The sequence below is a fragment of the Neobacillus sp. NRS-1170 genome (assembly GCF_050468025.1).
In genome coordinates this window covers 58,460-85,408 of the sequence record NZ_JBITPF010000069.1, presented here as the reverse complement: position 1 = coordinate 85,408, position 26,949 = coordinate 58,460, and the positions used below count along the sequence as shown (strand labels likewise).

Genomic DNA, 26,949 nt, shown 5'->3' with positions numbered 1-26,949 from the left:
ACCTATTGGGGAGCATATCATTAACCTGTCGTGTTTTTTGTTTAACTTAGTTTTTAAGAGTATTTTCCCAATCTGCAGCAAATTTTTCGATACCTTGATTAGTAAGTGGATGTTTTGAAATTTGCTCAATGACTGAAAACGGAATCGTTGCAATATGTGCACCTGCCATTGCTACACGAGTTACATGATCCGGGTGACGAACAGATGCTGCAATAATTTGTGTGTCGAAATTATGAATGCGGAATAGTTCACCTACTTTTGATACTAATTGTACGCCATCTTCAGAAATATCATCTAAGCGTCCTAAAAATGGAGATACATAAGTTGCACCTGCACGAGCAGCTAATAGTGCTTGGTTTACTGTAAAGATAAGTGTGACATTTGTTTTAACGCCTTTATCTGCAAGATAACGGCAAGCCTCTAAACCGTCTAAAGTCATAGGAAGCTTGATTGTAATTTTCTCATCTCCGCCGTTAATTTTAATAAGCTCCTCAGCTTGTGCAATCATTTCGTCAGCTGTAACGGCATCTGGAGTTACTTCAGCGGAAACCGATTCTACCCGTGGAACTGCCTGGCAGATTTCTGCAATCCGGTCTTCAAATTTTACACCTTCTTTCGCAACTAGGGAAGGATTGGTTGTAACACCAGATAAAACGCCGATTTTATAAGCCTTTTTAATATCAACAAGATTAGCAGTATCAATAAATAATTTCATCGTATATTTCCTCCATTTTAAGATTATAGTAGACTTTTAGCCGTTCGAACCACATTTTCCGTCGTAAATCCAAATAGCTCCATTACTGCAGCGCCCGTTCCTGAAGCACCGAATGTTTCGATGGATAATACTTTGCCTTCTAATCCTACATAGCGCTCCCATCCAAGGGAGATACCCATTTCTAGTGCCACACGCTTTGTAACAGAAGCAGGCAGAACAAGCTCTTTATACTCTTTCGGTTGGCGATCGAACAATTCCCAGCTTGGCATAGCGACAACACGAACGGATAAATTTTCTTTTTCGAGTTCAGCTTTTGTGTTAATGGCTAATGACACTTCCGAACCGGTAGCGATCAAGATAACCTCTGGTTGGTCATTTGTTTGCGTTAATACGTAAGCTCCTTTAGAAAGGTTGTCTAAATTGGCTTGTGTTTCTTGGAACACAGGCAGGTTTTGACGGCTCAGCACCAAGGCAACCGGACCATCTGTTTGTTTTAGTGCATAAGCCCAAGCACTTGCCGTTTCGTTTGCATCTGATGGGCGAATCACTGTTAGCCCTGGGATTGCACGAAGAGAAGCCAGCTGTTCAATTGGTTCATGAGTTGGACCATCTTCACCAACCGCAATCGAATCATGAGTAAATACATAAGTGACAGGAAGCTTTTGCAAGGCTGCCAGACGAATTGACGGTCTGAGATAATCATTGAAAACAAAGAATGTGCTAACAAATGGCTTTACCCCGCCATGAAGAGCCAAACCATTGCCAGCCGCTCCCATTGCGTGTTCCCGAACACCAAAGTAGATATTTCGTCCGCTAAATGATTCTACTGCGAATGCTGCGTCTTCCTTTATATCTGTCATTGTGGAGTGAGAAAGATCCGCACTTCCCCCAAAAATAGAAGGAACTGATTTTACAAAATGGTTAATGGATTCTCCGCTGGCTACACGAGTTGAAAGGGTTTTACCTGTATCAAATGTCAGGATGTCCTCCGTATTGATTAAAACTTCACCCGTGATGGCATTTTGCAGTTCCTTCGCTAATTCAGGATATGTCTCTTGATAAGACTGGAATAATGCATTCCATTGGTGTTCTTGACTAATTCCTCTTTGTTTTAGCTCTTCAAAATGGGCTTTCACTTCTTTCGGTACAAAGAAATCCTCTTCATAGTGCCAGCCATATACCCGTTTTGTTGCAAGAGCTTCTTCTGCACCAAGGGGATTTCCATGTGCCTTGTTTGTTCCTGCAACTTTGGGACTTCCATAGCCGATAGTGGTTCTAATTTCAATCAAGGTTGGTTGGTTTGTATTTTGTTTTGCTAATGTAATAGCTTTTGAGATTTCTGCTACATCATTGCCATCTTCTACTCGTAAATATTGCCAATGAGCAGATTCTGTTCGTTTTTGAATGTCCTCTGAAAATGAAAGATTTAATTCACCGTCCAAGGAAATATCATTTGAGTCATATAAAGCAATTAATTTTCCTAGTTTCATATGACCGGCCATAGACATGGCCTCATAAGAGATGCCTTCCATTAAATCTCCATCGCCAACCAAAGCATATGTATAATGGTCAATTACAGGGTATCCATCCCGATTGAATTTTGCAGCTAAATGAGCTTCAGCCATCGCCATTCCTACAGCATTCGCAATTCCTTGCCCTAAAGGCCCAGTTGTCGCTTCAACACCTTCTGTGTGACCAAATTCCGGATGACCAGGTGTTTTGCTGTTTAGCTTTCTAAAACTTTTTAAATCTTCTAGAGATACATTGTACCCAGCTAAGTGAAGCAAACTATACAACAAGCTTGATCCATGTCCAGCAGAAAGAATAAATCGGTCTCGATTAAACCATTTTGCATTTGCAGAATTATGATTTAGATGATGTGCCCAGAGTGCATAAGCCATTGGAGCAGACCCCATAGGAAGGCCTGGATGACCGGAATTAGCACTATTGATTGCGTCAATTGATAAGGTGCGAATCGTATTTACAGCCAGTGTTTCAATACTATGATTCATCTTTCTTTCCTCCTCTTTAATTTTAAATTAGTCTGGTTTCTTGTCTCGAATAATTTCTTGTTTTTGCATTTTAAAGCAAGTTTTTTCGTGTTTTGAGTATATTTTATCTTTATAAACAAGAAAAAACAAGAATAATTTTGCCGGTTTTTATAAAAAATTGGTGGATTTAAGAAAAAATAATATAATATAAGAAAAAACATGCAAAAACACGGAGGCTAACATTATTATGCTAAGAAAAGAACGGCAAAGCAAAATTTTACAAATACTAGAGAAAGAAGGGAAAGTCGTTGCTAAAGAATTAAGCATGAAATGGGATGTTTCCGAGGACACAATTAGACGGGATTTAAGGGAAATGGATTCATTAGGTCTGCTAAAAAGAGTACACGGCGGAGCATTTCCTGCTTCTGCGAGCGCTTTAACCTTTTCTGAAAGAACGGAAGAAAATATAGATGCCAAAAAAGAATTGGCTTTAAAAGCAGTTAAAATAATTAAAGATGGACAAGTTCTTTTAATAGATGGAAGTACAACTAATCTTTTTCTGGCTCAAGAAATTCCAATGGAGTTTAAAGGGACTATTATTACGAACAGTCCCTCTATTAGTTTGGCATTATCAAAACATCCAAATACAGATATCATTCTTTTGGGCGGAACTTTCTTCAAGGAATCTTTTGTGACTGTAGGATTGGATGTAATTGAAGTGCTTAAAAATATTAGAGCAGATCTTTGTTTTTTAGGAGTGTATTCCCTGCATCCTGACTTTGGTATCAGCATCCCTCATATAGAAGAGTCTCATGTTAAACGTCAAATGATTAAAAGTTCAAATAAAATCGCAACCCTTGTAACAAGAAGTAAACTTAATACCATTTCCAATTACTTGGTTGGTCCCGTTTCAGAACTTGATTATTTAATTACGGAAGACGGTCCACTAAGTCATAATTTTAACAAGTATATGGAATTCGATATTGAAATCATTTGACTTAAGTTTAAGCCTCCAATTGTTTATTGGATTTCTAGTGGTAATGGGATGGAAAAACTGAAAAAACTAATTTCGTTTACATCTTTTTACTTGGACTTTTTGCTTTGTATTCTTTTATTATCACTAACATTTCTTTTCAAGCACATTCCTTGTCTTAAAAAATTTTCGAACCCCATTTTTTTCTGAAAAATTGATGAATATTACAACATGTTTTCTCAAACAATATAGAAAAAAGGTGGTTATTACATTGTTTGACTTGTATTTTATTTTGTCTGGGTTGGTATTGTTAATATTGGTAGGAGGACTATTATATACGCTAACGACTGGAAGGTTTGTAAGTGCAAGGCAAAGCGAGTTTGATGCCGAAATCAATGAAAAGACTCAAAGACATCCTATTTTGCTAAATCCAATATTTTTTGCTTATATTATTGGGATTGTGCTTGTAATTTTATATATTTTTTATCATGCTTCCAGGGTTTGAAAAGCTTTGGAAAAAAGGTGTAAAGCACTGTCTTACACCTTTTTATTTTTATTTTATTTAAAGCAGCTATGATGATATCTTAAATCTTTCTAAAGGATAATCCCACACATAGCAAGGAAGAATAACAATTCTAATTAACTGCTTACAATAGAAATGCCCTACAAGATTATAAATTCTTAATCTGTAGGGCTTTTTCTAATTTTCTTAATTATGACCCTTACCCCTGAATCGCAATTGAATTCCGCTTTTCTTATTTTTTCAGTAGATGAGTCCCCTGTTGATGATTTTTACCTTAGCACGGATGTAGGTTTTATGAGTTCTTTTATTTTTCATATCAAGTAACTATCAGGCAAGGCTGGAGAAGTAATAGCCCATTTACTTTAAATGTTGACATGCAGACAAATGGTTGCATATAATACATATATGGATAAGATGGATCATATTTTTAAGGCACTTGCGGATTCAAGCAGAAGAGAATTACTTGATCAGCTTTTCGAAAAAAATGGACAAACCTTAAACGAACTTTGCGAGCATCTAAATATGACTCGACAATCGGTAAGCAAGCATCTTTTAATTTTAGAAGAAGCCAACCTTATCGTTGTCGAATGGAAGGGAAGGCATAAACTGCATTACTTGAATAGTGCTCCAATTGGAGAAATTTATGGGCGATGGGTCAAGAAATTCGACCAACCCCGCATGAGTGCATTACAAAAATTAAAAAACAGTCTAGAGGAGGATACGGATGAATAATTCTACATTTGTCTATGCGACCTACATCGCAACTACGCCGGAAAAATTATGGCAAGCTTTAACAAACGGAGAATTCACGAAAAATTATTGGTTTGGAAGAGATCTTAAATCCGAATGGAAAGAAGGTTCAGAGGTTACCTTTATGGATGAGGAAGGCAAGGTAACGGATAAAGGTGTCGTATTAAAAAGTGAACCATACACACTTCTTTCTTATACCTTTCAATGGGTGGATGACACCACGATAAATGAAAATCCGTCAATCGTAACATTTGAATTGAGAGAACTTGATTCGACAGTGAAGTTGACACTTAAACATGAAAATCTTCCATCCACTGCCTTTCTTGACGAAAGTGAAGGATTTTATGGAATTAATAATGGATGGCCTGCAATTTTAAGCAATCTGAAGAGCTTGCTCGAAACAGGACGTACCTTACCGGCAATCCACATATAAGTAGAACAAAGAAATTAAAGAGGATTAGTGAAGTAAGAAGAGACTTTTGTCTCTTTTTTTTGCGTGCCCAGCAAGCCGTTAGTGTGAGATGAGCGAGTTTATTCAATCTCCTTATAGTATATGATTGTTTAAATAAGGAGTGGAAGCTAATGAAGAAAATATTCCTTCGTTGGATTATTGTTCTGTCGGGATTTTATATTATTGGCGATATTATATTTGATTTTGATGAAACTCGAATGATAAGAATAATCACTAGTCTAATTGCAGCAGTCTTTTTTTACAGCATATATCTTTATTTGAATTTGAAGAAAGAGGAGAAAAACAATAAATAGTTCTTTGTAATAAAGAGTCATACAGAAAGTCCCGTTTGGGGCTTTTTTCTTTGAAAAAATTCATTTACGGAACACTTGGATTTACTTTTTTATATTAAAAAGGCTTTGTTAAAGACCATTGTTGATTTTTACACTGTTGATTGGAGCGGAAGGCGCGAAGACTCCTACGGGAGTACGGGGCAGGGGAGACCCCGCAGGCGCCAAAGCGCCTGTAGCGCAAATCAACAACCAAGTTTAACAGAGCCATTAAAAAATATAATTATTAAACTAATAAAATAATTTTAAATATATTGACAATTCTGAATTGTGTTTATAAAATACTCTTAAGTTATCATATCATATGAAGAGTTAAGGACGGATGGAAAACATGGCAATAAAACGTAAATCCCTAGTCGATGATGTGGTTAATGTCTTTTTAAAAGATGTGGAAAACGGAGTGTATACATATGGTGATAAATTGCCTTCCCAGAAGGAATTGGCAAACCGTTATCAGGTCAGCTTAATCGTTATTAGAGAAGCTCTGACTAAATTATCTGCAGTAGGGATTATAAGTTTTCATCAAGGAAAAGGTACCTACCTTAATAAATCAGAAGAAGGAACGTTTGTTGCTCCTGAATTTTCATCATTAATTTTCCATAATATCAATAACCTTCTTGAAATAGTGGAAGCGAGACAAATAGTTGAGAGTGAAACAAGCTCATTAGCGGCAAAACGAAGAACAAATAACAATCTTTTAGAAATTGAAAAAACGATCGTTGGAATGAAGAAAAGCTTAAACGATTATGAACATTTTGCTAAGTGGGATGTTGAATTTCACATTGCTGTAGCAAAAGCTTCAAATAATCAAGTACTGCAAAAAATTACTACGCTTTTGATTGATAGTTATCGGTCAGAGATATCAAAATTTTTTCAAGTTCCAGGCGTTATTGAAAAGATATTAATGGAGCATGAAAGCATCTACTATCAAATTTTAAATGGAGATAGCAGGAAGGCTTCTTTAATTATGCGTAACCATCTTGAATTACCTGAAAAGGTCTTTTCCGCAAAAATAGATGAATCTGAAAATTAAATATGGAATTATTCTTAATCCATTCTTTTTGTGTAAGCGTTTTATTTTAGTTTGATTGGATCATGGCACACTCATTTAAATTAATTAATAAGAGGTGGAAAATATGACTAACTATCAGATTGCTGTTATTCCTGGGGATGGAATCGGCCCGGAGGTAGTGAATGAAGCAGTTAAAGTACTTGAACTGCTCAAAAAGATGGACCCTTCATTTCAAATCGAAATTGATTCATTTGATTGGAACAGCGAGTATTATCTAAGCAATGGAAAGATGATGCCAGACGACGCCCTTGATACTTTAAAAAAATATGATGCTATTTTATTCGGGGCGATCGGCGATAAGAGAGTGCCTGATGATGTGACGGTATGGGAGCTAATCATGCCAATACGGAAAAATTTCAAGCAGTACATTAATTTACGCCCGGTTAAATTATTGAAGGGGGCTCCTAGCCGATATACAGGTGAAAATATCGATTTTGTCATTGTTAGGGAAAATGCTGAAGGTGAATACTCGAATAGCGGAGGCAGATTGTATTCAGGCACAGAACAAGAGATTGCTGTTCAAAATACTATTATCACACGGACAGGTACGAAAAAAGTTGCAAGATTTGCTTTTGAATATGCTAAAAACCATGGTAAGAGGACTGTCACAAGCGCGACAAAATCGAATGCGATCATCCATTCAATGAAACTGTGGGATGAGGCTGTAAATGAGGTGGGACAGGACTTTCCGGCTATTAATCTGCAAAGCTATTATATTGATGCTCTAGCAGCCTATTTTGTTTCTAGGCCAGAGGATTTCGAAGTAGTTGTTGCTTCCAATTTGTTTGGAGATATTTTAAGTGATTTAGGCTCCGCAGTTGTTGGAGGGCTTGGGCTTTCCCCTTCTGCAAACTTAAATCCGGAAGGAGAATTCCCTTCCATGTTTGAACCGGTTCATGGCTCTGCTCCTGATATTGCGGGCAAAGGGATCGCTAATCCCATTGCACAAATTTGGTCGGCTTCACTTATGCTTGAGCATTTGGGGAGGAAGGACTTAGCGGCTGTCATTTTAGAATCAATTGAACAGGTACTTGTACAAAAAGAAGTACAAACACCTGATTTAGGCGGCAGTTCAACGACAAATGAAATGGGTTCAGCAATATGTGATGCTTTACAACATTTACTATTAGTTAGAGAGGGGCGATAAAGGTGAGATTGGAAAATGAAGTGTTTGTTGTTACAGGTGCACAGGGCGGAATGGGGAAAGAAACTGTTAAACGATTTTTAGAAGAAGGAGCGTTTGTTGTGGCTGTTGATCTAAATGTGGATGGAGTAGTGGAAAGCGATTATCTACTGCCGATTGCTGCGGATTTAACAAAGGAAGAGGAAGTTGCGAATGTATTTTCATCTGCATTTGAGAAATTTGAGCGTATTGACGGTCTTGTTAATATTGCAGGCATCGCCCAGCCAGCAACACCGATTGAAGAAGTGAGCTTAGCAGATTGGGAGAAAATTATGCGTGTAAACGCAACTGCTCCATTTTTAACTTGCCGTGCTGCTGTACCTTTTATGAAAAACAATGGTGGTGGAGTGATTGTCAATATCGCGTCTATTTCCATTGTGAGACCTAGGCCCGGCTTAAATGCTTATATCGCTTCAAAGGGAGCAGCTGTTTCATTTTCGCAAGCATTGGCCATTGAATTAGCCGATTACGGGATTCGAGTAAATGTTGTGAATCCAGGTCCAGCTGATACGAAAATGCTTGGGGAATTTACAGCGAAGAATAATGATATTGAGGCAACAAAGGAAAGTGTTTTTAAGAAAAGTGTTCCATTGGGAAGGCTGATTAGTCCTAATGATATTGCTAATTCCCTTGTGTATTTATGTTCAAAGGAAGCGTCTATTGTGACAGGTTCTGTCTTAAACGTAGATGGTGGAAGGGGGATTTAACTAGTGAAGGCAGTCGATGTAAAAATTAAAGGATGTTACATAGACGGTAATTGGATAGTCCCTAAAAAAGAGAGATTAATAGAAGTGAAAAATCCAGGGGACGGATCAACATTAGCTTTTGTTCCAAGAGGGGACAAGGAAGAAATCGACCTTGCAGTAAAAGCAGCAAAAAAAGCATTTCATTCAAAAGAATGGAAGACGTTTAGTCCTTATAATCGGGGGAAGCTTCTTTTCCAGGCAGCAGAGATCATTCGCGAGAATAAAGAAGAATTAGCAAAATTAGAGACATTAGATGTTGGAAAGCCACTAACTCAATCTGCGGTTGATGTGGAGATTGCTGCACGTTATTTTGAATATTACGCAGGTATCGCAGATAAAATTCTTGGAGAAACGATTCCAGTTGAACCAGGAATCATCGATTACACTGTTCGTGAACCGATTGGGATTGTCGGACATATTATTCCGTGGAATTATCCTTTGCAAATTGCAGCAAGAAGCATATCTGTCTCCATTGCAACCGGGAACGCTACTGTCTTGAAACCAGCAGAGGATACACCGTTAACGACTCTTAAACTAGTTGAATTAATGGAGCCTTTAGGGCTGCCAAAAGGTATTTTGAACGTTGTAACTGGATACGGCCATGAGGCAGGTGCTGCGCTTTCAGGTCACCCTGATATAAACCATATTACTTTTACAGGTTCCGTTGAGACTGGGAAAAGGGTTATGGAGTCAGCGGCACAAAATATCGTCCCAGTTACGCTTGAGCTTGGAGGAAAATCCCCAAATATAGTCTTTGCAGATTGTAATGAAGAAGAGGCTCTTAAGTGGGTGCTTAATTCCATTGTGCAAAATGCAGGGCAGACTTGTTCTGCAGGCTCACGTTTGGTAATTGAAAAATCCATAAAAGAAAATTTCATTCGGAAGCTTGCTAAAGCAATGGAGGAGCTTTCGATCGGTCCCGGGATGGAAAATCACGATCTAGGGCCAGTGCTCTCTAAAAAGCAATTTGAGCGTATTCAAAATTTTATTAATCTTGCCAAGCAGGACGGAATTAGGATTGTAACAGGAGGAAAGCGTAAGTTGATAGAAGGGCACCAATTAGGCTACTACCTTCAACCAACAATCTTGGATAACGTTCCTGCAAGCCATTATCTTGCTCAGGAGGAAATCTTTGGTCCTGTTTTGACAGTTACCACCTTCCAAACAGAAGAAGAAGCAATCGAAATTGCAAATGGCACACCGTACGGACTTGTTGCTGGCGTATGGACTGAAAACGGCGGGCTCGCTCATCGTATTGCCAGCCAGCTCCAATGCGGCCAAGTATTCATCAATCACTATGGGGCAGGTGGAGGAATCGCCCAGCCATTTGGCGGATACAAAAAAAGCGGCTTTGGCCGGGAGAAAGGGCTAGAGGCACTCCGGAATTATACTCAAGTAAAAAACGTGGCGCTGAAATATTAAGGGCATATAGGGCTTAGGTTTGACAGTAATGACGGGATACTGTTTCAGTAGAATACTAGCAATTAATAAGCAATTCGAATAGCCGATATTTCTAAATATTAGAAAAAATGAAGGGAGAATGAAATGGAGCCCATTATTCGTTTAGAAAATGTTTCTTTTTCATACAAAATCAATGAAAAAACGAAAGTATCAGTTCTTAGAAATATCTCCTTTTCCATCTTTCCTGGAGAATATGTAGCCATAATTGGCCACAATGGATCTGGAAAATCTACCTTATCCAAACACCTTAATGGGATCCTAACTCCAGACAGCGGGGATGTTTGTGTTTACGGGCATAACACGAAGGATGTCATGAAGAAACGATCTATTCGTCAAGCGGTTGGCACGGTATTCCAACATCCAGATAACCAAATTGTTGCGACGATTGTGGAGGAAGATGTTGCATTTGGCCTTGAGAATATTGGAGTGCCAAGAGAAGAAATGAAAAAGAGAGTTGATGAGGCTTTAAATGTTGTCAAAATGTCTCAGTTCCGCCACAGACCGCCGCATCACCTTTCAGGGGGACAGAAGCAAAGGGTCGCGATTGCCGGAGTGCTGGCTATGAAGCCAGATTGCATTGTTTTTGATGAAGCAACAAGTATGCTGGACAGTTTTGGCCGGAAAGAAGTTCTTCAGGTGATGAGGAAAATGAACAATATGGGAATGACGATTATTACCGTTACACACCATATGTCGGAAGCGGCGGAAGCTGACCGGATTATCGTTATTGAAGGCGGGCAGATTGTCATGGATGGTCCGCCGCGTGAAATTTTTAAACATAAGCTGGAATTAGAGAATCTGCAATTAGAAGTGCCTTCAGTGAGCCAAATGGCCGAAGTGATTCACAGCCAATTTACCACTTTTTCAAAGGACATCATTCAAGAAAGTGAGTTTATTGAAGAAGTGGAGAAATTCCACAAAGAGGAGGTGGGAACATGACGGGCAGGCCAATCATCGAAATAGAAAATCTTACCCATACGTATATGAAGGGGACCCCGATGGAGCATGTTGCCTTAAAAGGAGCCAACCTTTATGCAGAAGAAGGTGAATGTATAGCCATCATTGGTCATACCGGGTCGGGAAAGTCGACTCTCATCCAGCACTTTAATGGACTGATGCGTCCGGAATCCGGAAAAGTCATCATTGATGGGGAAGATTTATCAAAGAAAAAGGTGGATTTGAAAACACTGAGGCAGAAAGTGGGACTTGTTTTTCAAAACCCGGAGGATCAGATTTTTGAAAAAATTATAGGTGATGACATTGCCTATGGGCCCTTTAAATTAGGCCTTCCACTTAAGGAGGTGAGGGAGCGGGTCAAATGGGCGATGGACGTGGTTGGTTTAGATTTTGAGGAAATGAAGGACAGACAAACCTTTGCGTTAAGCGGCGGACAGAAACGGAAGGTAGCCTTAGCAGGGATTCTTGCCTTAAAACCGAAGATATTAGTTCTTGATGAACCGACAGCTGGTCTGGATCCGAAGTCAAGAAAGGAATTGCTGGATAAAATTAAACGGTTAAACAAGGAAGAAAAATTAACGGTCGTTTTTGTGTCACACAATATGGAAGAGGTCGCCAAGCTGGCAGACCGAGTATATGTGATGGCTGGTGGAACCGACGTGTTAACAGGCACACCGAAAGAAATTTTTACAGATAAAGAAAAACTGCAGCATCATCAAATTGGGACCCCCGAAACGGTACAGGTTCTTTATAAATTAACTGATCTTGGATACCAGGTAAATACCGAAGCTTTTTCAGTCACGGAAGCAGCAGAGGAAATTATGAAGGTTCTTGCCGGGAAGAAGGAGGGTTCAGAACATGTCCAGCGAATTTGAAATATCCCGTAGTATTACAATCGGTCAATACGTACCAACTGGCTCATTTATTCATCGATTAGACCCAAGAATCAAGCTTCTTGTTTTTGTCATTCTCGTGGTAGCGATTGCCTTTAATACGAGTTATTTCGGAAATGCCATTGGTCTGGTTTTATCTCTTTATTTATTCTGGGCATCCAAAATCCCAATCAGCTACGGGTTATCTGGTGTGAAACCAGCCATTCCATTTATTGTGATCTTAGCTGTTTTACAGCTGCTTTTTCAAGGACAGCTCTTTTCAGATGGCAGAGTGTATGTGAATTATGGCTTTATCTTAATCACCAGTGAAAGCATTCGTTTGGTGGTTGTATCAGCCGTCCGATTTATTGAAATTATCTTCTTAAGCAGTGTACTTACCTTATCAACTTCCACCACAGAATTAACACATTCCATTCAAAGCTTATTGAGTCCGTTAAAGAAAATTAAGTTCCCTGTCCACGAAATCTCATTGATTACAACGATTGCGATTCGATTCGTCCCAACCTTCGCTATCGAGATGGAAAAAATGATGAAAGCCCAAGCTTCAAGAGGAGCCGACTTTGGTACCGGCGGATGGTGGAGAATTGTTCAAAGAACGAAAGAAATGTTTCCAATTATTATCCCTTTATTTAATATCGCCTTATCAAGGGCGGAGGATTTGATTCTTGCAATGGAATCACGCTGCTATACCCCAGGAGGCGAAAGGAGTTCTTACTCCGTGTATAAAGCAATTGCGAAGGATTATCTTGTCTTACTGGTTGGACTATTTTTATCATTATTATTACTTTTTTATCCGTTTCCTTTTTAATAAAAAATTCAAAAACCAAAGGGGAGTATTTGAATGAAAAAATCTTTAACAGTTCGTGATATCGTCATCGCTGGGGTGTTAGGTGCAGTAGCCATTTTATTAGGGGTAACACGATTGGGTTATATTCCAGTTCCAACAGCAGCAGGGAATGCCACAATCATGCACATTCCCGCTATTATTGGAGGGATTATGCAGGGGCCTGTGGTCGGCTTAATTGTTGGGGCGATTTTTGGAATATCCTCCTTCCTTAACGCAACGGTCCCTCTCTTTAAGGATCCATTAGTAGCGATTTTACCTCGGCTTTTTATCGGAGTGGTTTCATGGCTAATATATGTTGGACTCCGCCGGAAGAATGAATACTTGGCGGTTGGTGCTGCCGCATTTTTCGGGACATTAACAAATACTGTACTTGTGTTAACAATGGCTGTAGTTCGCCATTATTTAACTGCGGGAGTAGCCTGGACAGTCGGAATCACAAACGGAATTCCTGAAGCCATTGTCGGTACTATTGTTACATTAGCGGTTGTATTAGCTTGGAAACAGATTGGCAAAACACAGAAATCAAAAATTTCTAAGGATTTGTAAGGGATGCATAATCAAATTACAGATGTACCGGGAGTAAAAGTTGGTAATAAAGAAATTCAACAGGCATTGACCGGTTGTACTGCTATTCTGTTTGAAGGGGGTGCGGTAGCGGGGGTGGATGTAAGAGGGTCCGCTCCCGGAACCCGGGAAACCGATCTTTTGAACCCGGTTAATTTAGTTGATAAAGTTCATGCAATCTGTCTAAGCGGCGGAAGTGCATTTGGCTTGGATGCTGCTTCTGGCGTAATGCAATTCTTAGAGGAAGAAGAGATCGGCTTAGATGTAGGTGTCGCAAAGGTTCCTATTGTTCCAGCAGCAGTGTTGTTTGATCTGCCGTACGGTGATCCCAAAATTCGACCCGATAAACAGATGGGTTACGAGGCTGCAAAAGCGGCAACAACAGAGAGGTTTAGTACAGGAAATTATGGGGCCGGGTGCGGGGCTACCATTGGTAAATTGGCTGGTCCTGGCTTTTGGATGAAGGGCGGCCTCGGCAGTGCATCGTTCCGCTTAGAAAATGGTGTGGTGATAGGCGCGATTGTGGCAGTCAATCCTGCCGGTGATGTCCGCGACTCTTCCACGGGAGAAATTTTGGCAGGACCTTATAGAAATGGGAAGCTTGTTGATAGTATCAAGCTTCTTGAACAAAACTATCAACCTACTATTCCTGTTGGGTCTAATACCACCATTGGAGTGATTGCTGTAAATGCAGATTTAACAAAGGCTGAGGCAACAAAAGTAGCACAAATGGCTCAGGATGGGTATGCAAGAACGATTTATCCAGCTCATACCCTGTTTGATGGTGACACCATTTTTGCTGTGGCTACCGGAGGAGACAGGGTTCCAGTAGATGTGATTGGCGGGCTTGCAGCAAAGGTCATGGAGATAGCGATAATAAACGCGGTTAAATCAGCAGAAAGTATTGAAGGAATTATCGCTCATAAAGATTTATTTAATAAACATCAATCCGGGGGTAATAAGTGGCTGTAAATAACCATTGGGATGATACGAAATTAATTTAGGGTTTTTACATTGTAAAGATAAGATTGCAATGATAAATATCCAATCCGAACAAATATGAAGGAGTGAAACTTTGTGACATGTGTTATGAGCTGGAATGAATGGTCTAACCTTGATGCCATTGGCCTCGCCGATTTGGTCCGAAAAGGAGAGATTACCCCGCGAGAGGTGGCCCAACAGGTTTCACTCGCCATCGACACCTTAAATCCTTCGGTTAACGCCGTCATCGAGGTCTTCGATGATGCGGTCAATGACCCCATGAAAGACGGAACGAACCCAGCCGGGGTCTTTGCGGGCGTACCTTTTCTGATGAAGGATCTAGGACCAACCTTAAAAGGGCGCCTGCAGGAGATGGGTTCACTTCTGATGCAAGGGAATCGTTCTACGGCCGATAGCTTCCTAACAAAGCGCATCCGCCAAGCCGGTCTCAACATCATCGGGAGGACGACAACACCAGAGTTTGGGCTCTGCAGTTCAGCCGAGAATCCAGACGTCTATGTTACGCGAAATCCGTGGAATCTTGACTATACAACCTGCGGCTCTTCTGCGGGCACGGCAGCTTCTGTTGCGGCCGGAATCATTCCAATCGGACATGCAACTGATGGCGGCGGCTCAATTCGAATTCCTGCGGGTGTGAACGGCAACATCGGTTTGAAGCCATCCCGCGGCGTCTTTTCGGTTGGCCCCTACAGTTCGGACTTGATGGGTGTAGTATCAGCTCAGGGCTGTCACTCACGCACCATCCGTGACACTGCAGCCTTTGTAGACAGTTGCAGAGGGGGAGCACCTGGCGAGTTCATGCCCTATTGGATGCCGCAGCAGCCTTATTCCGAACTAATACGTCGAGATCCGAAAAAACTTCGTATCGCTGTTTCACATGAGTGGGGTGATTACAAGGCCACACCGCACATTGCTGCCCAATTGGAGCAGGCGGCTGGCTTCCTCGAGGCACTTGGCCATCACGTCGAGTGGGTTATCCCTAACATTGACTTTCATGCCGCCTACGAGGCACAAACCGAGTGCTATATCATGAATTTTACTCAAACAATTCAGGGTCTATTGGAGAAAAAAGGCTTGGAACGTCCACCTGCCGATCTTATTGAACCAATGTGCATACGGGTCTGGGAAGAAGGCCGTTTCGCCTCTTATACGCAACGTGCCAAGATGCAGGCGAAGTTTAACGATATTTCCCGCAAGGTAGCCGCCTTCTTTGAAGACTGGGACATCATCCTTACTCCTACGATGGCCCTGCCAACACCATTGGTTGGAACGAAGGAGTATCTGACAATTAGCGATAATCCTTCAGTCTACGACTGGTTCGAGAACCTTTGGCGCATATTCTCTTATACTCCGATCGCCAACCTTAGTGGACTACCGGGCATCTCGTTGCCGATGGCTGAGCTTGAGAACGGGCTGCCGCTTGGAATTCACGCGCTCACACGGCAAGGAGATGATGGATTGCTTCTGCAAATGGGTGCACAAATCGAGCGCGCTCTTAATGGAAAATGGAACCATGGTCGGCGGCCGGGTGTACATGTAACATCATTTGATGCAGTGCCGAAACAGCATTCGTCTTATACAGAATCCAAGTGACAACTGTAGGAAAGGCCCAAACCTTGAATAAAATAAAAAAGTACTTTTCTAGAACCTTCCCTGAGAAGGGGAGGTTCTTGATTTTTTTATTTTTTCTTTGAAACTAGGAGTAAAACCTAACGTACTTGAAAAGGCTACTCCCACTGCCATATCGGCAATATCACATAGGATCTCCCCATGGATTGTCCCCATAAGGCTTGCATGTTTTTCTCAAACTGAGGGGTTGCCAAAGCTAAGCTAATTAATTTGTTGTTAAGAAAGTGGCTAATTCTTTGCTCTTTTGTTTTCTTTCCTTTCGCATTTTTGCTCGCTCTGGTGCGGTTTCATGCAATTTTTTCTCTTCTTCTGTTTCAGGAATGACCTGGGGAACATGTGCTGGACGTTTATGCTGATCAAGTGCAACAAAGGTTAATAGAGCAGTAGCTGCAATTCTACGTTCACCACATTTTAAATCTTCAGCAATAATCTTTACAAAAACCTCCATGGATGATGTACCTGTCCATGTCACATAGGATTCAAAACAAACCGAATCTGATGTATGAACAGGACATAAAAAGTCAACTGAATCGGTTGAAGCAGTTACACATTCCCTGCGACTATGTCGAGCAGCGGAAATAGACGCTACCTGGTCCACATCACTTAATAATCGTCCTCCAAATAATGTATTATGGTTGTTTACGTCATTTGGAAATACACGACTTGTTCGTATAACTCTTGATTCTCTACAAAATTTTACTTCCATACATATTCTCCCCCTTTATCCAAACATCTGGTACCATATTTTATCAACAGATAAGGTTGTTTACAGATCAAACATCTGATTGCGTATTGTGGCAATTCCCAATGCTTCTAAATAAGAAGAACCTGGTTTACAATACTTGTAGAAACTGCCCATATGTAACTTTCAAGATTACTTGACCAAGAATTAACACCCTTCAAAATTGATGGAACATTGGAAAAAATCATTTCACCATTCCAACATAAGTCGCTCAAGCCCCAACAATTCCAATAACAATAGTGCATTCATCAAATTGTTTTGTATCTATATTATTTCAATTTAGAATTTAAACTAAGACAGGTTGGTCCCTTAATACCAATAAACGCTCTTTGATTTCGTGTATATTAATAATCCTTTGTGAAACTCCTGTTTCCATTGCAGCCTTAGCAACAGCTGCGGCTACATGTGCAGCTACTCTAGGATCGAATGGATCCGGAATAACATAATCCGGGGTAAGCTCTTCATCCTTAATTAAATCAGCAATCGCATAAACCGCTGCAAGTTTCATTTCTTCGTTGATTTCTTTTGCACAAACGTCTAAAGCACCGCGGAAAATGCCAGGAAATGCTAATACGTTATTGACTTGATTTGGAAAGTCAGAACGTCCTGTCCCAACCACAAATGCTCCAGCTTCCATTGCCTCTTCCGGCATGATTTCCGGAATCGGGTTTGCCATAGCAAATATAATAGAATCACGATTCATCGAACGAACCATTTCTTTTGTAACGGCACCAGCTGCTGAAACTCCAACAAATACATCCGCTTCAACAAGAGCATCTGCCAGTGTACCTTGCTTTTGTTCTTTATTAGTGATACGTGCCATTTCTTCCTTAAAACGATTCATCCCGTTCGGACGGCCTTCATAAATGATCCCATTTGTATCACATAAAATGACATCTTTTACACCCATATTAAGCAGCAGCTTAACGATCGCTACACCAGCAGCACCTGCGCCGTTTGCAACAACACGAATATCTTCTAATTTTTTTTCAACGAGTTTCAAAGCATTAATTAACCCAGCGGCCGTTACAATCGCTGTGCCATGCTGATCATCATGAAAAATTGGAATATTACAAATTTTTCTCAACCTGTCCTCAATTTCGAAGCATTGTGGTGCAGCAATATCTTCCAAGTTCACCCCACCAAAAGTCGGCTCCAATAATTTAACGACCTCAACAATCTTGTCTGGATCTGATGTATCTAGGCAAATAGGGAAGGCATCAACATCTGCAAATGATTTGAATAATAAGGCTTTCCCTTCCATGACCGGCATAGCTGCTTTAGGTCCAATTTTTCCGAGCCCTAATACCGCTGTTCCGTTTGAGACAACAGCAACGAGGTTCCCTTTTATTGTGTAGTCATACACTTTGTTTTCATCTTTATAAATTTCTAGACAAGGCGCAGCAACCCCCGGAGAATAAGCAAGGCTCAAATCCTTTGCATCGCGTAGGGGAACCTTTGACAGAACGCCAAGTTTTCCTTGCTTCTCCTTGTGTATCTTTAATGCTTCTTCATGTAAAATCGACATAAAATTTTCTCTCCCATTTATTATTAAGAACAGAATAATTAATATTCTGTAAATTTTATAAGTTGTTAAATCCTAAATCTACTCTATTAATATTGGTTATTAGAAATATCAAAACTACTATTTTTATACTAAATTCATTGAAGCTATAAAAAGATAGATTTTAGAAGGTTCCCTAAGGATTTTGTCGGTTTTTCTGTTTCCCCATCCCCAATAACTCCATGATTGCTCCTGTGTGTTATCCCCTTAATTTAAAGATTTTAGATTCGTTATGATAAGGATAAAGGAATTATCCGAATAATTAAAATTGCAAAAAAAAATATTAAAATATAAGGAAATTTCATATGGAAAAATAAGTAATAAATTTTTAGAGGTTCTTCAAAATCAAAAAATTTAACGAAATATATGTGGGTTTTTGATCTGGTTGACAGAGAGATTCTAAATAGTAAAATAACTATTATTTAAGTTTTGTCTGATAATATTAATTAACTCAATATATTGGATAGAAATTGAATGGTGAATTTTGAAAGGGGATACATGATTTTGAACTCAAAATATCTAGATTTACTTGTCCAAAAATATGATTGTGAAGAAAAAGTGGTAACTGAAATTATTAATCTGGAAGCCATTCTTAATTTACCAAAGGGGACAGAACATTTCGTCAGTGATTTACATGGGGAGTATCAAGCTTTTCAACATGTGTTAAGAAATGGTTCAGGGAATGTAAAAGAGAAAATCAGGGACTTGTTTCAAGATGTTTTATTTGAAAAAGAAATCAATGAATTTGCGACATTAGTTTATTATCCTGAAGAAAAATTAAAATTAATGAAAAATCATTTTGGCAATGAACAAGAATTAAACCAATGGTATATAGTAATCATCGAGCGGATGATAAGGCTTATTTCTAAAGCTTCCTCCAAATATACACGTTCGAAATTACGAAAAGCGTTGCCGAGTCAGTTTGTGTTTATAATAGAAGAGCTGCTATACAAAACGAATCAATCTACAAATAAGGAGCGATATTATACAGAAATTTTCCAGCAGATCATCTCCTTAGGTCAAGCTGATAAACTCATAACAGGGCTTGCGTATACAACTCAGAGATTGGTTGTCGATCATCTTCATGTAGTTGGGGATATTTATGACCGTGGACCAGAACCTGATAAAATCATGGATACTCTTATTAATTATCATTCCGTTGATATTCAGTGGGGAAACCATGATGTACTATGGCTAGGAGCTTTTGCTGGTTCAATGGTTTGTCTCGCTAATATCATTCGTATCTGCGCAAGATACGACAATCTGGATATTATTGAAGATATATATGGAATCAATCTAAGACCCCTGCTGAATCTTGCGGAGAAATACTATGAGGACAATCCAGCTTTCAGACCTAAGGTACATTCAGATAAGAAACAATCTGATCATGAAAAATTACAAATAACAAAAATTCATCAAGCAATTGCGATGATTCAGTTCAAGCTCGAAATGCCTATTATAAAGAGACGCCCGTATTTTAATATGTCAGAAAGGCTTTTGCTTGAGAAAATTGATTATGACAAGAACGAAATAACGATTTATGGGAAAACCTACCCTTTACAAAATATTTGCTTTGCAACGGTAAATCCAGAGCAGCCTGATCAATTATTAGAAGAAGAAAAGCAGGTTATGGAAAGATTATTATTTTCAGTCCAGCATTCAGAAAAGCTGGCCAGACATATGAATTTCCTTATGAAGAAAGGGAGTCTATATTTAAAATATAACGGGAACCTATTAATACATGGTTGTATTCCTTTAGATGAAAAAGGGAATATGGAAAAAATGGTTATTGAAAATAAAACTTATTCAGGTCGTGATTTACTTGATGTTTTTGAACATTATTTACGGCATGCTTTTGCACATCCCGAAGAGACAGATGATCTTGCGACAGATATGGTCTGGTATTTATGGACAGGAGAATATTCATCACTCTTTGGTAAAAGAGAAATGACAACTTTTGAGAGGTACTTTATTAAGGATAAGGCAACCCATAGAGAGAGAAAGAACCCATACTACCATTTACGTGAAAATGAAGAAATTTGCCGCAAAATCCTATCAGAATTTGAACTGAATCCTGACCAGGGTCATATTATAAATGGCCATACACCTGTTAAAGAAATTGAGGGAGAAAATCCAATTAAAGCAAATGGTAGGATGATCGTAATCGATGGAGGTTTCTCCAAAGCTTATCAATCAACAACAGGTATAGCAGGATATACGTTACTGTATAATTCCTACGGTATGCAACTGGTCGCCCATAAGCATTTTAATTCAAAAGAAGATGTTCTGCTTAACGGGACAGATGTTTTATCCATAAAAAGATTGGTGGATAAAGAATTAAAGAGAAAAAAGGTTAAAGAAACGAATGTTGGAGAGAAATTATTACAGGAAATCTCTATTTTGAATAGTCTGAGGGAATATCGCTATATGAATTGACACCATCAATTAGGATATGTTTGATAAATTGGGGAGTGCTTAAAATAAGGAGAGGGGCCTATTCCTATTGGAGTCCTCTCTCCTTATTTAGGATCTTTTTTCTCATCTTTCAAGCCTTTAAAAAAGCCAAGAGTGTAAAGATAAATTAGTTTCAATTTATTAATATTAACAAAAACAGATTGGAATGTACGATAAGTTTTAGGTAATTATATTAATATTACTATTGCATATTTAAAAGGGAATATTGATTTTCCCCTTGAGGTTATTGATTAAATAGTGTTCCTTTGTTGATTCGGATGCGATGATAAATTATTAAAGTATGGCTTAAGGAGGAAGTTTATGTTTAACAAAAAAATGGCATTTTCTCTAGGAATGTTAATTATTCCATGGCTATCTGCACCGTTTCTTGGAAAACAATCATTTTTAAGGTTTTTACCTGTAGCAAGTTTTACTAATTTATTTATAAGTGTTTTCAGTGTAGTGGCTAATAAAAAGAAATGGTGGATAAATAAAAATCCTTTAACTCCTGGACTAGTTGATTTCACCTATATATTAGGTCCTTTTTTTCTAGCCACACTATGGATATTTAAACTTACATATGGCAATTTCCGCAAATATTTTATTACAAATGCAGTATTAGACATTCTTTGTGCTTATCCTTTAGCTGAAATATGGGAAAAGATGGGGGTGTTTAAATTTAAAAAGTTGACTCATACTAAATGGTATTTAATAATCTTTACTTTAGCAAATATTATTTATGGGTATCAGTATTTAATAGAAAAATCGATTTATGCAGAAAAAAATCTCCAATCAAAGTAGTACCATATAAAAAAAAGGTTGAGATTATGAAGAAAACACATAAGTTAGAAGCAATTCTTTGGAGTATTGCTTTTCCTGGATTTGGCCAACTTTTAAATGGACATCTTCTAAAAGGGATTATTTTTATCACTTTAGAATTCATCATTAATGTAAATAGTTCATTTACCAGGCTATTATGTATAGTTTTCTTGGGAAGATTACGCTAGCTTATGAAGTAGTTAATTACCAATGGCTTATGTTTTATCCATATGTATACATGTATTCTATGTTTGATGCTTATAAATTTGCCGAAGGGAAAAATCCACCTTTATCATTTATCCCTTTTGCTTTTGGAGCCTATTTTGTCACAATAGGACTTATGTACTCTCCAAAGATATTTTTGGTATTTCATTTGGTCCCATTTGGCTACCAATGTTGTCATTGATTCCGGGATTATTCATTGGATTTGTTATTCGTTATATTTTATTAAAATTTACTTTTTATAGGACCCTTTCATAATAATAAACCTAAAAGTATCACCATCAAAAGTGTGGCAGCTTTTGATGATTGTTCATGAGACCACACAAAACAATAAAAAGGTTACGGTATTATGATTGTTGTTATAGGTTATTAATGTCGATTTTCCCTTTACGCTTAGTAAGGAGGAATCGGATTCCTCAATGATCTTATGAAATGTTTTTATAAACAAGAATGTTGAACCCAATAGAAAGATGTGATATAGTCATTTTATTAAAAATGACTAAAATACTAAAGTGGTCAACTAGTGGTGGAGAATTTTTTTAGAATTGAATGACCAAATGAGAGTATTAGTCACTTTATTTAATAAAACTTATTTTAGGGGTGAGTAACATGAAAGCTTTTGCAAATATGCAAAGCGAATTTCTTAAAATTATTCGTACGCGCAAATTGCTTATCGCCATTATCGGTGTGATGATGATTCCTGTGCTATACAGTGCAACTTATCTGTGGGCATTTTGGGATCCATATGCCCATTTGGACAGAATGCCAGTGGCGATTGTAAATAATGACAAGGGTGCCAGATACAATGGAGAGCAGTTGACCATTGGTAAGGATTTGGTTGATAATTTGAAAGAGAAGAAAACATTTAATTGGGACTTTGTCAGTGAAAGTAATGCAAAGCATGGCTTGAAGAATCAAGATTATTATTTGATGATTGAAATTCCTAAAGATTTTTCAAAAAATGCAACGACGTTACAAAGCGCCAATCCACAGAAACTAAATCTGGTCTATACCGTAAATGAAGGCAATAACTATCTATCATCGAAAATCGGTGATTCAGCCATTGAAAAAATTAAGGAGAAAGTGGCGGCCACGGTTACGAAGACATATGCGGAATCCATGTTTGATAGTTTAAAAGATGTTGCTGGTGGGTTGAAAAAAGCAAGTGACGGTGCAGGTGAACTATACAACGGAATCGCTGAAGCCAAAGATGGTACCGGCAGCCTAGCAGATGGAATTGCCTCTGCTGATAACGGTGCAGAAAAGTTAGCAAATGGAGCTAAATCAGTTGATTCCGGCGCCAAGACAATCAAGCAAAATCTTGAAACATTGGCAGCTAAATCGGTTGCTTTTTCAGATGGGGTAGTATCTGCTTCAAACGGTTCTGAGCAGGTTAATAGTGGTTTAAAGCAATTTAATACTGTCCTCACGCAAATGAAAGACGGGAACACCAAGCTGTTAGCAGGTGCAAACCAAGCGGAAGCTGGCCAAAAGCAATTGTCTGATGGCTTAGTATCAGCTGCAGGAAGTCTGCCTGAACTTGAGAAAGGATCAAACCAGCTTACGGAAGGTTCTTCAAAGATATCTGCTTCCTTACAACAATGGGAGGCAGGAGCAGTTACAGCAAAGTCCGGTGCCGATTCAGTAAGCCTTGGACTGAAGCAAGTGCTTGACCAAGTAACAGCGATGTCAGATAGTTCGATTGATCCAACCGAGAAAGAAAAACTGATTAATAGCTTGACCCAATTATCGGAAGGAAACCAGCAGGTCGTTTCTGGTGTAGGTGACTTGGCTAAGAGCGCCGGGCAAATAAAGCAAGGCTCTGCTTCATTAGCAGACGGTGCAGATAAGTTAAACCAAGGACAGCAGAAATTGGCTAATGGTATCAATCAATTATCTGACGGGGCTAAACAGGTATTGAATGGCCAAAAACAATTAACTCAAGGTCTTGCCCAGTATGGATCAAAACTGGATGAAGCACAAAAAGGATTTAGTCAAATTGCAAGTGGCTCTAGCAGCCTTACATCCGGGTTAGGGCAATTAGCATCCAGCTCTGTTCTTATGCAAGATGGAACGAATAAGCTGGCACAGGGAGCGACACAATTAACCACAGGTACCACTTCCCTTTATATTGGTGAAACAGACTTAAAGAACGGAATGACCAGTCTTGCAAGTGGTTCGACGGATTTAATGGATGGAATGGCTAAACTTACAGATGGCTCGAAGGAATTGAGCAATCAATTAAGTGACGGGGCAAAAGATGCCAGTGATGTAAAGGCCAACAACAGCGTATATGATATGTTTGCAAAGCCAGTCAATGTTAAAGATTACAAAATGAATCAAGTTCCAAACTACGGAAGCGGATTGGCGCCTTATTTCTTAGCACTAAGTCTATTTGTTGGAGCTTTGATGCTTTCCGTTATTTTTCCAATGTATAAACCAGTCACAGAACCTAAGAGTGGAATTAGCTGGTTTCTCGGAAAAGCCGGAGTGATTTTAGCAGTAGGAATTGCTCAGGCATTAATCGCGGATGCGGTGCTGCTCATGTTACTGGGGCTCGAAGTGAAGAGTGTTCCTTACTTTATTATGTTCAGTATCTTTACTAGCTGGACATTCATGGCCATTATTCATTTCCTTGTTGCGGCTCTTGATAATCCTGGACGCTTTATAGCTGTAATTATCTTGATTTTACAATTAACCTCCAGTGCAGGAACGTTCCCGATAGAACTTAGTCCGAAATTCCTGCAAACGATCAATCATTACTTGCCGATGAGCTATTCGGTTTCTGGTTTTAGGGCGATTATTTCAACAGGAGACTTCGGTTTTATGTGGGAGAACATTGCGCATATTGCTATATTCCTTGTTTTATCCCTGGCTGCTACATTAACATTTTTTATTGCGAAATTTAAACGGCAGCAAGGGCATCTGCATTTACAGGAACAATAACTTTAAATTTTTTGAGGCAGGACCAATGTCGGTCCGCCTCATTTTTATGGGTAAAGTATATGTGTAATTGAAATGACAAACCTTAACTTCAAAAAAAATAGTATGTTAACTTTCTAGATTATATGGTATAGTTATAAAAAATTTAATAAATACTTTAAATAAGTGCTCACATTTGTGAGGTAAAAGGGAAACTAGTGAAAGTCTAGTACAGCCCCCGCTACTGTAAGAGCTGATGAAATTACAATGCCACTGAGAAATCGGGAAGGTGTAAGAGTAAAAAGAAGCTTAAGTCAGGAAACCTGCTTATTTAAACGACACTTGCTTTTCGGAGGGAGAAGTATAGGCGGGACAATTATAATTATTGTTTTTGTGTTTCAGTATGCTTAATTTATACTGCTATTTCACATCATGCCTGTATTCCTTTTAAAAGGAGTGCAGGCATTTTTTATTTGGAGGTAAACCTATGAAAAAGGGGAAAATTTTTGTTGTTGGCTTTGGTCCAGGTGATCGTGAGCACATTACAAAACGTGCTGTAGATGCCTTGCAGCAAAGTGATTGTATTATTGGATATAAAACATACGTGGAGCTAATTGAACCTTTCTTAACAGCAAAATCCATTGTCAGTACGGGTATGACAGAAGAAGTGTCACGTGCACAGGGTGCAGTAAAGAAAGCTGAAGCTGGCAATATTGTCTCAGTCATTTCCAGCGGAGATTCAGGCGTTTATGGTATGGCTGGATTAGTGTATGAAGTGCTGATTGAAAAGGGCTGGACTGAAAAAGAAGGAATTGCGGTAGAAATTGTTCCAGGTATTTCAGCCATTAATTCTTGTGCGAGTGTATTGGGTGCGCCAGTCATGCATGATTCCTGCACGATCAGCCTAAGTGATCATTTGACGCCTTGGACTGTAATAGAAAAGCGCATTGAAGCAGCTGCGATGGCGGACTTCGTTATAGCTTTATATAATCCGAAAAGCGGTAGACGGACACGCCAAATTGTAGAGGCGCAAAATATTCTATTAAAATATCGTTCACCTGAAACACCAGTGGGACTTGTGAAAAGTGCTTATCGTGAAAATCAAAATGTAGTGCTGACAACACTGTCTGAAATGCTTGAACATGATATTGGAATGCTGACAACGGTTATTATCGGGAATTCTTCTACTTTCTTTTATGACAATAAAATCATTACCCCTCGAGGTTATCAGCGTAAATATACGTTAGGTGAAGAAAAACAAAGCTTAAAACCGCATCAGCGTTTGAAAAAGGAAGCCGAACCATGGGCATTAAATCAAGAAACAGGGGAAGCGCAAGCTGGTTATGAGCAAATTGAACGGAAAAAACAAGAAGTTAGCTCATTAGATTTGGCTTTAAAGGCTTTATCTATGGTGACAAAAACTGAAATAGTAAATCCATTGTTAGTACAACAAGCAGTCGAAGATATATTTGAATTTGCTGTTTCACCTGGAGTTGCCAATAAATTTATTAAGCCAGACCAAATGCGCGTATTGGCAGAAACTATTGGCGAGACAGGCACCATGGAATATACACCGGATCATCGGTTTTTATTAAAGATTCCAACAGATCAGCCTGAATCGATTGTTAAAAGACTTAAACAAAATGATTTAATTGTCATGCCTGTGGGCGATGTTTTAAATGTAAAAGCTTGTGATTTTTGCTGCGGTGAAAAAGCAGAATCGATCCCATATGCAGAAGAAATAGCAGCAAAATTGGGGGGCTTAAAGCTTCCAAAAGAATTACATATTGGTTTCAACGGCTGCGGTATGGCTTGTTATCGGGCAGTATTCGATGATATCGGGATCGTTTACCGCAAGAAAAGATTTGATTTATTTATTGGCGCAAAGCCGGTTGGCCGTACAGCTCATGCTGCTCAGCCAGTAGCAGAAGGGATTGAACCAGATGAGCTGCTGCCGTTATTAACAAGAATTATAGAAGAGTACAAACAAAATGGCCATCCAAATGAACGCCTTTTTAAATATTTTAAAAGAGTGAAAAAAATACAGTATTTTAACTATCAGGATATGAGCTCCAAAATTGAAGTCGAGCCGGCACCATGTGGAGATTAGGAGGAACAC

Annotated in this window: 22 protein-coding genes, 1 pseudogene and 1 riboswitch; of the genes and pseudogenes, 19 read left to right on the top strand and 4 right to left on the bottom strand. The window is 39.0% G+C overall.

From position 1 onward, the window contains the following. Nucleotides 1–46: 46 nt before the first annotated feature. Entirely contained in the window at nt 47–715 is a 669-nt protein-coding gene (fsa, locus tag ACIFOT_RS25675) for a fructose-6-phosphate aldolase (RefSeq protein WP_430069684.1), read from the bottom strand. A gap of 23 nt (nt 716–738) precedes the next feature. Then, nucleotides 739–2,727, bottom strand: coding sequence for a transketolase (tkt, locus tag ACIFOT_RS25670; RefSeq protein WP_430069681.1), 1,989 nt, complete (start codon nt 2,725–2,727; stop codon nt 739–741). A gap of 226 nt (nt 2,728–2,953) precedes the next feature. Between tkt and ACIFOT_RS25665 the strand changes: the two genes are divergently transcribed. The 14 genes from ACIFOT_RS25665 to ACIFOT_RS25600 all read left to right on the top strand — a co-directional run bounded on the left by ACIFOT_RS25665 (nt 2,954) and on the right by ACIFOT_RS25600 (nt 16,071). Continuing rightward, nucleotides 2,954–3,703: a DeoR/GlpR family DNA-binding transcription regulator gene (locus ACIFOT_RS25665; protein WP_430069678.1), complete on the top strand. Its 750-nt coding sequence runs from the start codon at nt 2,954–2,956 to the stop codon at nt 3,701–3,703. Nucleotides 3,704–3,950: 247 nt separating this feature from the next. Further along, on the top strand, nt 3,951–4,184 hold the full coding sequence (locus ACIFOT_RS25660) for a hypothetical protein (RefSeq protein WP_430069675.1): 234 nt from the start codon (nt 3,951–3,953) through the stop codon (nt 4,182–4,184). 423 nt (nt 4,185–4,607) lie between these two features. After that, nucleotides 4,608–4,934 (top strand): ArsR/SmtB family transcription factor, encoded by a 327-nt coding sequence (locus tag ACIFOT_RS25655; RefSeq protein WP_430069672.1) that lies wholly within the window; start codon nt 4,608–4,610, stop codon nt 4,932–4,934. Further along, a complete protein-coding gene (locus tag ACIFOT_RS25650; protein ID WP_430069669.1) occupies nt 4,927–5,385 on the top strand; it encodes an SRPBCC family protein in 459 nt (152 codons plus the stop codon). The genes ACIFOT_RS25655 and ACIFOT_RS25650 overlap by 8 nt, the downstream gene beginning before the upstream one ends. Before the next feature lie 690 nt (nt 5,386–6,075). Further along, complete coding sequence (locus ACIFOT_RS25645) at nt 6,076–6,786, top strand: FadR/GntR family transcriptional regulator (RefSeq protein ID WP_430069667.1); 711 nt, start codon at nt 6,076–6,078, stop codon at nt 6,784–6,786. Between the two features lie 103 nt (nt 6,787–6,889). Continuing rightward, entirely contained in the window at nt 6,890–7,972 is a 1,083-nt protein-coding gene (locus tag ACIFOT_RS25640) for a tartrate dehydrogenase (protein ID WP_430069664.1), read from the top strand. Between the two features lie 2 nt (nt 7,973–7,974). Further along, the gene (locus ACIFOT_RS25635) at nt 7,975–8,715 is read left to right on the top strand and encodes an SDR family NAD(P)-dependent oxidoreductase (protein ID WP_430069661.1); all 741 of its coding nucleotides are present in this window, start codon (nt 7,975–7,977) and stop codon (nt 8,713–8,715) included. Nucleotides 8,716–8,718: 3 nt separating this feature from the next. Next, nucleotides 8,719–10,176 (top strand): aldehyde dehydrogenase family protein, encoded by a 1,458-nt coding sequence (locus tag ACIFOT_RS25630; protein ID WP_430069658.1) that lies wholly within the window; start codon nt 8,719–8,721, stop codon nt 10,174–10,176. A 123-nt stretch (nt 10,177–10,299) separates the two neighbouring features. Continuing rightward, complete coding sequence (locus ACIFOT_RS25625) at nt 10,300–11,154, top strand: energy-coupling factor transporter ATPase (protein ID WP_430069655.1); 855 nt, start codon at nt 10,300–10,302, stop codon at nt 11,152–11,154. Further along, nucleotides 11,151–12,047 (top strand): energy-coupling factor transporter ATPase, encoded by an 897-nt coding sequence (locus tag ACIFOT_RS25620; protein WP_430069652.1) that lies wholly within the window; start codon nt 11,151–11,153, stop codon nt 12,045–12,047. Before ACIFOT_RS25625 ends, ACIFOT_RS25620 begins: the two co-directional genes overlap by 4 nt. After that, the gene (locus tag ACIFOT_RS25615) at nt 12,031–12,873 is read left to right on the top strand and encodes an energy-coupling factor transporter transmembrane component T family protein (RefSeq protein ID WP_430069649.1); all 843 of its coding nucleotides are present in this window, start codon (nt 12,031–12,033) and stop codon (nt 12,871–12,873) included. Before ACIFOT_RS25620 ends, ACIFOT_RS25615 begins: the two co-directional genes overlap by 17 nt. A 33-nt stretch (nt 12,874–12,906) precedes the next feature. Next, nucleotides 12,907–13,458, top strand: a complete 552-nt coding sequence (locus ACIFOT_RS25610) for an ECF transporter S component (RefSeq protein WP_430069646.1) — start codon at nt 12,907–12,909, stop codon at nt 13,456–13,458. Between the two features lie 3 nt (nt 13,459–13,461). Continuing rightward, a complete protein-coding gene (locus ACIFOT_RS25605) occupies nt 13,462–14,448 on the top strand; it encodes a P1 family peptidase (protein ID WP_430069643.1) in 987 nt (328 codons plus the stop codon). 117 nt (nt 14,449–14,565) lie between these two features. Then, the gene (locus ACIFOT_RS25600; RefSeq protein WP_430069640.1) at nt 14,566–16,071 is read left to right on the top strand and encodes an amidase; all 1,506 of its coding nucleotides are present in this window, start codon (nt 14,566–14,568) and stop codon (nt 16,069–16,071) included. Between the two features lie 241 nt (nt 16,072–16,312). On the opposite strand, the gene ACIFOT_RS25595 is transcribed toward ACIFOT_RS25600, so the two are convergent. Together ACIFOT_RS25595 and ACIFOT_RS25590 are read right to left on the bottom strand one after the other, a co-directional pair. Next, nucleotides 16,313–16,813 carry an acyl-CoA thioesterase gene (locus tag ACIFOT_RS25595; RefSeq protein WP_430069637.1) on the bottom strand — a complete coding sequence of 167 codons (501 nt, stop codon included), beginning with the start codon at nt 16,811–16,813 and terminating at the stop codon, nt 16,313–16,315. A gap of 322 nt (nt 16,814–17,135) precedes the next feature. Then, a complete protein-coding gene (locus ACIFOT_RS25590; protein ID WP_430069634.1) occupies nt 17,136–18,377 on the bottom strand; it encodes an NAD(P)-dependent malic enzyme in 1,242 nt (413 codons plus the stop codon). Nucleotides 18,378–18,917: 540 nt separating this feature from the next. On the opposite strand from ACIFOT_RS25590, the gene fbp reads away from it, so the two are divergent. The 5 genes and pseudogenes from fbp to cobJ all read left to right on the top strand — a co-directional run bounded on the left by fbp (nt 18,918) and on the right by cobJ (nt 26,940). Next, nucleotides 18,918–20,849, top strand: coding sequence for a fructose-1,6-bisphosphatase (gene fbp / locus ACIFOT_RS25585; protein WP_430069631.1), 1,932 nt, complete (start codon nt 18,918–18,920; stop codon nt 20,847–20,849). A 339-nt stretch (nt 20,850–21,188) separates the two neighbouring features. Next, a complete protein-coding gene (locus ACIFOT_RS25580) occupies nt 21,189–21,668 on the top strand; it encodes a hypothetical protein (RefSeq protein ID WP_430069628.1) in 480 nt (159 codons plus the stop codon). Nucleotides 21,669–21,694: 26 nt separating this feature from the next. After that, nucleotides 21,695–22,166, top strand: a pseudogene (locus tag ACIFOT_RS25575) (hypothetical protein). A 351-nt stretch (nt 22,167–22,517) separates the two neighbouring features. Beyond that, nucleotides 22,518–24,854 (top strand): YhgE/Pip family protein, encoded by a 2,337-nt coding sequence (locus tag ACIFOT_RS25570; protein ID WP_430069625.1) that lies wholly within the window; start codon nt 22,518–22,520, stop codon nt 24,852–24,854. A gap of 143 nt (nt 24,855–24,997) precedes the next feature. Further along, nucleotides 24,998–25,175, top strand: a riboswitch (cobalamin riboswitch). Between the two features lie 142 nt (nt 25,176–25,317). Continuing rightward, complete coding sequence (cobJ, locus tag ACIFOT_RS25565) at nt 25,318–26,940, top strand: precorrin-3B C(17)-methyltransferase (RefSeq protein WP_430069622.1); 1,623 nt, start codon at nt 25,318–25,320, stop codon at nt 26,938–26,940. Nucleotides 26,941–26,949: the final 9 nt, after the last annotated feature.

Bases quoted from the DNA above. Each gene is read 5' to 3' on its own strand.
- ACIFOT_RS25615 (WP_430069649.1), top strand. From the start codon at position 12,031: ATGTCCAGCGAATTTGAAATATCCCGTAGTATTACAATCGGTCAATAC.
- ACIFOT_RS25605 (WP_430069643.1), top strand. From the start codon at position 13,462: ATGCATAATCAAATTACAGATGTACCGGGAGTAAAAGTTGGTAATAAA.
- ACIFOT_RS25650 (WP_430069669.1), top strand. From the start codon at position 4,927: ATGAATAATTCTACATTTGTCTATGCGACCTACATCGCAACTACGCCG.
- tkt (WP_430069681.1), bottom strand. From the start codon at position 2,727: ATGAATCATAGTATTGAAACACTGGCTGTAAATACGATTCGCACCTTA.
- fsa (WP_430069684.1), bottom strand. From the start codon at position 715: ATGAAATTATTTATTGATACTGCTAATCTTGTTGATATTAAAAAGGCT.
- ACIFOT_RS25600 (WP_430069640.1), top strand. From the start codon at position 14,566: ATGAGCTGGAATGAATGGTCTAACCTTGATGCCATTGGCCTCGCCGAT.
- ACIFOT_RS25610 (WP_430069646.1), top strand. From the start codon at position 12,907: ATGAAAAAATCTTTAACAGTTCGTGATATCGTCATCGCTGGGGTGTTA.
- ACIFOT_RS25645 (WP_430069667.1), top strand. From the start codon at position 6,076: ATGGAAAACATGGCAATAAAACGTAAATCCCTAGTCGATGATGTGGTT.
- ACIFOT_RS25625 (WP_430069655.1), top strand. From the start codon at position 10,300: ATGGAGCCCATTATTCGTTTAGAAAATGTTTCTTTTTCATACAAAATC.
- ACIFOT_RS25655 (WP_430069672.1), top strand. From the start codon at position 4,608: ATGGATAAGATGGATCATATTTTTAAGGCACTTGCGGATTCAAGCAGA.
- ACIFOT_RS25620 (WP_430069652.1), top strand. From the start codon at position 11,151: ATGACGGGCAGGCCAATCATCGAAATAGAAAATCTTACCCATACGTAT.
- ACIFOT_RS25640 (WP_430069664.1), top strand. From the start codon at position 6,890: ATGACTAACTATCAGATTGCTGTTATTCCTGGGGATGGAATCGGCCCG.
- ACIFOT_RS25570 (WP_430069625.1), top strand. From the start codon at position 22,518: ATGAAAGCTTTTGCAAATATGCAAAGCGAATTTCTTAAAATTATTCGT.
- ACIFOT_RS25590 (WP_430069634.1), bottom strand. From the start codon at position 18,377: ATGTCGATTTTACATGAAGAAGCATTAAAGATACACAAGGAGAAGCAA.
- ACIFOT_RS25665 (WP_430069678.1), top strand. From the start codon at position 2,954: ATGCTAAGAAAAGAACGGCAAAGCAAAATTTTACAAATACTAGAGAAA.
- ACIFOT_RS25580 (WP_430069628.1), top strand. From the start codon at position 21,189: ATGTTTAACAAAAAAATGGCATTTTCTCTAGGAATGTTAATTATTCCA.
- ACIFOT_RS25595 (WP_430069637.1), bottom strand. From the start codon at position 16,813: ATGGAAGTAAAATTTTGTAGAGAATCAAGAGTTATACGAACAAGTCGT.
- cobJ (WP_430069622.1), top strand. From the start codon at position 25,318: ATGAAAAAGGGGAAAATTTTTGTTGTTGGCTTTGGTCCAGGTGATCGT.